The organism is Nitrospira sp. (genome assembly GCA_016873435.1).
GTDB lineage: Bacteria > Nitrospirota > Nitrospiria > Nitrospirales > Nitrospiraceae > VGXF01.
In genome coordinates this window covers 1-6785 of the sequence record VGXF01000024.1, presented here as the reverse complement: position 1 = coordinate 6785, position 6785 = coordinate 1, and the positions used below count along the sequence as shown (strand labels likewise).

Sequence of the window (6785 nt, the reverse complement as noted above, 5' to 3'; positions counted from 1 at the left end):
TGCGGCGGTAGGGTAACCGGCACAGCGTTTCAGCGGGTCGGGTACAGTACAAGCCAGTCGGGATTCGTCCTGCGTGCGCGGACGAAACGACTGGCTTTTTTATTGCGCAGATTGAGGAGTTGCGAGAAGGGCACGAATGGGAATTGAATTCGGCACAACGGCGTGGGTGCTGGTCCCGCTGCTGCCGTTGCTGACCGTGGTTATCGTGGCGGTCGGCCCGCGCGAGTCGTGTGAGCGGCGCGCGCGGATCGGCATGCTGCCCATCGTCGCAGCATTCTTCGGCGCCGTTGTGATCCTGGCACTAGTGTCTGTACAGGGGCCGGTTACTGTCCGGTGGTACGAGTCGTCGGCTCCCGCCAATCTCGCCCTGCCGGTCGGCTTCTACTTCGATCGCCTTAGTGCGGTGATGATGGTGCTGATCACGGGCATCGCCACACTCGTCTATCGCTACTCTATAGGCTTTATGCAGCAGGAACATGGGTACGCTCGGTTTCTCGCGTTGATGATGCTGACCGTGTTCATTCTGTTATGCATGGTCTCGAGTGCGAACCTGGTGATGCTGTTCGTCTTCTGGCAGCTGCTGACCTGGCAGTTGTATCTCCTGGCCCACCGGTACGACCATCAGCCCACGCTTGACGGCACGTTCAAGAAATTTATGCTGCTGCGGACAACGGATGTGGTCTTTCTTGCGGGCATCGTGGTGGCCTACGTGCTGTACGGCACGATCGAGTTTCAGGAGCTGGCTCTGCGCGCTGCGTCGACACCGGTAATGCTGGCGCTCTGGCCCGGCGTGATCGAGATCAGCGGCACCACAATGATCACGCTGCTCATCTTTATCGGAGCTATGGGCAAATCGGCGCAGGTGCCGCTGTGCATGTGGCTGCCCGCCTCCCTCTATGCGCCGACCCCGGTGTCGGCGCTGCTCCACGCCGGCATTATTAACGCGGGGGGATTTTTGCTCAATCGCTTGGCGCCCCTCTACGGACTGAGCCCGACCACGCTGCACATTGTCTTCGCCATCGGCATGCTGACGGCTATCCTGGGTGCCAGCATGATGTTGGTTCAGAACGACATCAAGCAGACGCTCGTGTTCTCTACCGTTGGGCAGATGGGCTATATGATCATGGAGTGCGGCCTCGGCGCCTTCGCGCTGGCGATTTTCCATCTCATGGCGCACGGGCTCTTCAAGGCGACCGCCTTTCTGAATGTTGGCCACGTGATCCACAAGGCTCGACAGGAAATGATGCTGCCGCATGTGAGTCATGGTGCGGAGGAATTTGAGCTGCCGCGGCTGACCTGGGCCACGGGGTTTCTCACAACGCTCCTGCTGCCGCTGGTGATTTTGCTCGCGACCCATGGCGTGCTCGCGATCCCGCTGTTGGAATCCCAGGGGGTCCTCATCTTTCTGTTTTTCGCTTGGGCCACCTCCTCGCAGGCCATTCTGACGCTGACGCGGATGCGGGCGGTGGCGTCGTGGAAGGTGTCCCTGGCCATGCTGGGCACGCTCATCTTTGTAGTCTTTGTCTATCTGTTCGCTGCGGAAAGCTTCACGCGTTTCCTGTATCCCAATCCAGACGATGTGGCGCGTTATTTCCAGGCGGCTGCGCTCCCCGGGCGGCTGTTCGATGTGTTGGTCGGCGGGACGGTGGTGGTGACGGTTCTGAGTTGGGCCTATCTCTATGCCCGGGCGCATGGACGCACGGGGCCCATGCCGGCCTGGGTGGAGGAATTACAGCGCCGTCTCTATGTCCTGTGCATGAACCGGTTGTATCTGGATATGCTGCATGCGCGGTTCGGTCGGAGCGTGATGCGTCTGGCCAAGGAAGTGGACAAGCGCGCCTTCGAGCGGTTGCCATGATGGGCGACGGGCTGTCGTCAGCCTGGCTTGCCGCCACGCCCGTCGCTGGGGCAGTGGTGGGGCTTGCCCTGTGGGCACGGCCGCAGGTGCTGAAAATCTGGACGCTGGCTGCTGCACTCGCCGGTTTTGCGGTGCCGTGTTTTATGATCGGTGGAACGGCGGGCGGGAGTGGCACCTTCTGGTTTCTGTACATGCTCCCCTTGGCGGCGGTTCTCTCGCTGCTTGGCCAGCCGGCGCATCCGGACAATCGGGCCGCATGGCTCTGGACGTTGGTGCTGTTAGGGCTTGGCCTTGGCGCACTGACCGACGGTGCCGGGTTAAGACCCATGCTGTTAGTGCTGATCATCGGGTTGATCAGCGGGTTGCTCTACTGGTATCGAAGCGTGGCAGGGCATCTGCCATGGTGTGGCATCGGTACCTACGGCCTGGGCGTGGTGAGTTTACTGGTTGCACTGGTCGCCGTGCCGCCGGTTTCTACGACGGCGTTTCTAGCAGCCTGTGCCATATTGTTACCTCTCACACCGTTGCACGGCGGTTACGTCGCGGCTCTCAGGGGTCTGCCGGGCAACCTGCCCGGGTTCCTGGCCGTGATGCTGCCTGTGCTCGGCATGCACGGCCTCCTGACACTGTTGCCACATATGTCCCGCGATGTCTGGGGGGCGGTGTCAGCCTTGGCGCTCGCGAGCGCGCTCTATGGCACACTTAAGGCTTTAGTGCAGACGCGTGTGCGGTTGTTGGCGGCCTATACGGGTCTGTCGTTCTACGCAATCCTCTGGTGGTATGTCGCAGCGACCCGGTCGGCACCGCCGCAAACGACCGTCTATCTGCTCGCTGTCGGTTTCGTGACAAGCGGGTTTCTGCTGGCCTGGCATGCGGTGCAGGCCCGTTATGGCGACGTGGACCTGTGTGCGATGCGGGGATTGGCTTCCATGATGCCGCGGTTTTCGACGTTGTTCTTTTTGCTGACGCTGGCGGCGATCGGTCTGCCTCCTTTCGGCGTCTATGCTGGCTTCATGGGAATGCTATTGACTCCCTCGATCCCGCTCTCCGGCGCGCTGGTGGTGATCATTGGTGCTGTGCTGGCCTCTTGCTGGTACGTGCTCGGCCTGGCGCAGCAACTCCTGTTCGGCCGGCACCGGCCGGATCTGCGATACCGTGATTTGTCTTCGACTGAGACGGCGGCGCTGATCCTGATCGTTGCACTACTGACGGTACTGGGAGTCGTACCGCCCCGCCTACTGGATGCCGGTGCGCCAGACCCACGGGTGCAGGCGATGGAGTCTTCGCTATGGCATCGGTAACGCCGGCGCGCTATAGCGATGTGCAGCGGATGGAGCTGCGCGGGACGATCCGCCTCGCCAGCGAGGTTATTGCCCAGTACTGGCCGATGCGGACCTTTGTCCACCATAATCCACTGCACAGCCTTGAATATCTCAAATTTGAAGAGACGGTGAAACGTGGCCGGCAGCTGGTGGGCGGGAACGGCTACCTGCCCGGCGAGCTCTATCGCGGCTATGTCAAGTCGGGACGGATCGGTCGCGCGCACCTCGACGAGGCGCTGAAGCCGCTGGCGAGCGACAAGCGGGTGATGGTCGGGACCCGTGCCGTCTCGCACGCAGAGGTGCTGCGTGCCTGTCTAACGCACGGGCTCTGCGCACCCACTGAGGAGCCGCTTGATGCGCTGCTCACGGAGCCATCTGTTGAGGATCTGGCCAGCCGATTGACTGGAGTGCTGATACCGCCGACGTTGCACGAGCGGGCATCACAACGGGTGCGCGAAGATCAGGCGGCCCTCGGGCACACTCTCACCTTGTCGCACTGGTGCGATCTCGTGTTGAAGACCGACATTGTCGAGCAGGTCAATGGCGAGCTCATCAAATGGTGCGAGGCGTTTCTGGACGAAGGCCACGCCACGTGGCCCATGCCCGGTCGAGATGCAGATTTCTATCGGGCTTGGAAGTCGCTCATGCAATATGAATGGTCGCCCTGTGGCATCGCGAACAGCGAACGTGCAATCGCGGGTCTGCCTGAGGATCCCGAAGATGCGGTGCTCGACAGCCTGGCGATGCTGGCGATCCCCGAGGCGCTTTGGCAGAATTATCTCTCGCTCCAGATGGCTGCGCTACCAGGTTGGGCCGGCTTCATCAAATGGCGAGCTGAGGAGCGAGACTATATCTGGCAGAAGGCCCATCCCGCTGGGCTGGTGAAGTTTCTCGCCATCCGCCTCTGGTACGTGTGCGAGCTGGTTCAGCGGGCCTGCCGGAGTTCGCTGGGCATCGACGGAAATTATCGCGCAGTGCTGGACTATATGCATGACCGGCCCCGCGAGTATTTCTTGCGGCGCGAGCGTCTCGCCGGACGTCTGCCGGCCACCTACGCTGAGGAGATCGACCGGTGGTGTCGCAACGTCGCCTCGGGCGAGGCCTGGGACGCGCTGGCCGAGCGCTATCAGAAAGAATTTGGTCCCCGCCTGGCTGTTGCGTTCAGGCGGGCAGGCGCGCGGCGGCTGCTTGGGCTGGCGGCGGCGCTGGACCTGAATCCGTCTGCGCTGTCAGGGGCCGCATCGGTCGATCTGGCAGCGATCCTCCATTGGATGGATGCGTTCCCGGAATCGGACCATGGTCCAGTCTGGCTCAAGGCGTTCGAGGCCGGCTATCACGAATCGCTTATGGCAAAACTGACGGACAATCTGCACCACAAGGGGTCATCCGCATCGACACGGCCGGCCACGCAGTCCGTGTTCTGCATCGATGTGCGTTCCGAACCGTTCCGGCGTCATCTGGAGACGGTCGGCGCGAACGAAACCTACGGCTTTGCTGGATTCTTCGCCGTGTTCATCCGCTACCGGGCGTGGGGCAAGGAGCACGACACGGAACAGTACCCGGTGATCATGCGGGCGAAAAATGAGGTGCGGGAGATCCCCCGCAGCTATCGCGACTACGCAGCCTCCGGGCACGAGTCTCGGGCCAAGCTGGTTCACGCCGGCCACACGCTCTTGCACGATCTGAAGGAAAACGTGGTGACGCCCTATGTCATGGTGGAGTCGCTGGGGTGGTTGTACAGCTTGCCGATCGTCGGGAAAACGATTCTGCCTACCTGGTACGCCCATGCCGTGGCCTGGCTGAAGAAGCGGTTCGTACCGGCCTTATCCACCTGCATGACGGTGGACAAACTCCCGTCTGCCGAGATCGAGCAGACGGTGGCGGAGGAGCAGCGCGTCCGGATAGGGAAGGCACTGCACGAGCGGCTGGGGTTGCACGGCGCGCGGATCGAACCGGCCTTTGTCGAGGCCCTGTGGCAACGGGCAATGAACGGCGACGGCGAAGCGAAACCGACTCTGATCAAAATGGCCGGGCAGGCAGGTCTTCCGGCCAGTAAACTGGAGGCTTTCATTGATGTCCTGCGGCGAGAGTACAGGGTGGATCAACGCGGGGCCTTTGCACAGAAAGAACATGCCACGCGGACGGGGTTTACGCTCGACGAGCAGGCGTTGACGGTGGACACGGCACTGCGCATGATGGGCCTGACGAAGGATTTTGCGCGGCTGGTGCTTTTCTGCGCGCACGGTAGTACGTCGGAGAACAATCCATTCGAAGCCGCGCTTGATTGCGGCGCCTGTGGAGGCAACGAAGGCCATCCCAATGCGCGCGTGCTGGCCGCGATGGCGAACAATTCGCGTGTCCGGGAGCGGCTGGCCAAAACCGGCCTCGTGATTCCAGCCGACACGCATTTTCTAGCCGGCCAGGTGGATACGACGACGGACGAGACGAAACTGTTTGATCTGGAGGATCTCCCGTCCACCCACACGGCTGACATCGAACGTTTGAAGGTGCAGTTGCAGGAAGCCGGACGGCGAACCAGTCTGGAGCGGTGCACCCGGCTCCCGGACGCGCCGGCGGCACTCACGCCGGAACAGGCGGCCGCGCACACGCGACAGCGCAGCGTGGACTGGAGCCAGGTGCGGCCCGAATGGGGACTCTCCGGCAACGCGGCCTTTATCATCGGCCGGCGCACGCTCACAAGGGGACTTGATCTGGAGGGGCGCGTGTTTCTGCACTCCTATGATTATCGTGAGGATCCAACTGACAAACTGCTTGAAGTGCTGATGACGGCCCCGCAGGTCGTTGCGCAGTGGATCAATATGGAGCACTATTTCTCGGTCACCGACAACGACATCTACGGGGCCGGGAGCAAGGTGTATCACAACGTCGTGGGGCGGTTTGGCATCATGTCGGGGCCGTGGAGCGACCTGCGGCTGGGGTTGGCCTGGCAGACCATGATGAACGGTGAGCACCCCTATCACGAACCGATGCGCCTGACGACGGTCATCGAAGCGCCGTGCGCACGCATCGAAAAGCTGATCGCGCGGCACGAAGTCCTGAAGAACTTTTATCATCATGAGTGGGTCCATCTGTTGGCGCTGGACCCGGAAGGTAGGGTATTCTATCGGTATCTGCCGACAGGGGAATGGAGCCGAGTGGCTGGTTCGGTGGGGCAGTGACCCCTGGCGCACTCGAAAGGAGTGGAGACATGGGCGAGCTGACGTTACATTCGATGAAGGAAATTCGCGTGATTGTCTCAGGCGAGCAGCGGTCGTTCGTCACTGAGCTGCTGGATCGGGTCGGGGCCAGCGGCTATACGATCATCGGTAACGTGTCCGGTAAAGGCCATCACGGCGTACACGAGGCGCACTTTATGTTTAGCGACATGGAAAGCCAGATCATGATCATGGCGGTGCTACCAGCCGAAAGAGTGGAACCGTTGCTGGCCGGACTGAAGCCGCTGTTTGAGAAGCACTCGGGTGTGATGTTCGTGTCGGACGTGTCCGTTACCCGGCGCGAACGGTTTTAATCCGCCGCCACGTCCTCTTCATTGCAATTGTGCTCAGGCCTCACTTAGGATGGGGTCTGCGGGGACGATCTGTGCA

At 61.6% G+C, this 6785-nt stretch carries 4 protein-coding genes; all 4 read left to right on the top strand.

Features of this window, described 5'->3' with window-relative positions; translation table 11 throughout:
* Positions 1-136: 136 nt before the first annotated feature.
* The 4 genes from FJ248_08570 to FJ248_08555 are packed head-to-tail and all read left to right on the top strand — an operon-like array spanning position 137 to position 6709.
* Positions 137-1858 carry an NADH-quinone oxidoreductase subunit L gene (locus FJ248_08570; protein MBM4120932.1) on the top strand — a complete coding sequence of 574 codons (1722 nt, stop codon included), beginning with the start codon at positions 137-139 and terminating at the stop codon, positions 1856-1858.
* Entirely contained in the window at positions 1855-3159 is a 1305-nt protein-coding gene (locus tag FJ248_08565) for a hypothetical protein (GenBank protein ID MBM4120931.1), read from the top strand. The genes FJ248_08570 and FJ248_08565 overlap by 4 nt, the downstream gene beginning before the upstream one ends.
* Positions 3147-6359: a DUF2309 domain-containing protein gene (locus tag FJ248_08560; protein ID MBM4120930.1), complete on the top strand. Its 3213-nt coding sequence runs from the start codon at positions 3147-3149 to the stop codon at positions 6357-6359. Before FJ248_08565 ends, FJ248_08560 begins: the two co-directional genes overlap by 13 nt.
* A 29-nt stretch (positions 6360-6388) precedes the next feature.
* The gene (locus FJ248_08555; GenBank protein ID MBM4120929.1) at positions 6389-6709 is read left to right on the top strand and encodes a P-II family nitrogen regulator; all 321 of its coding nucleotides are present in this window, start codon (positions 6389-6391) and stop codon (positions 6707-6709) included.
* Positions 6710-6785 lie beyond the last annotated feature (76 nt).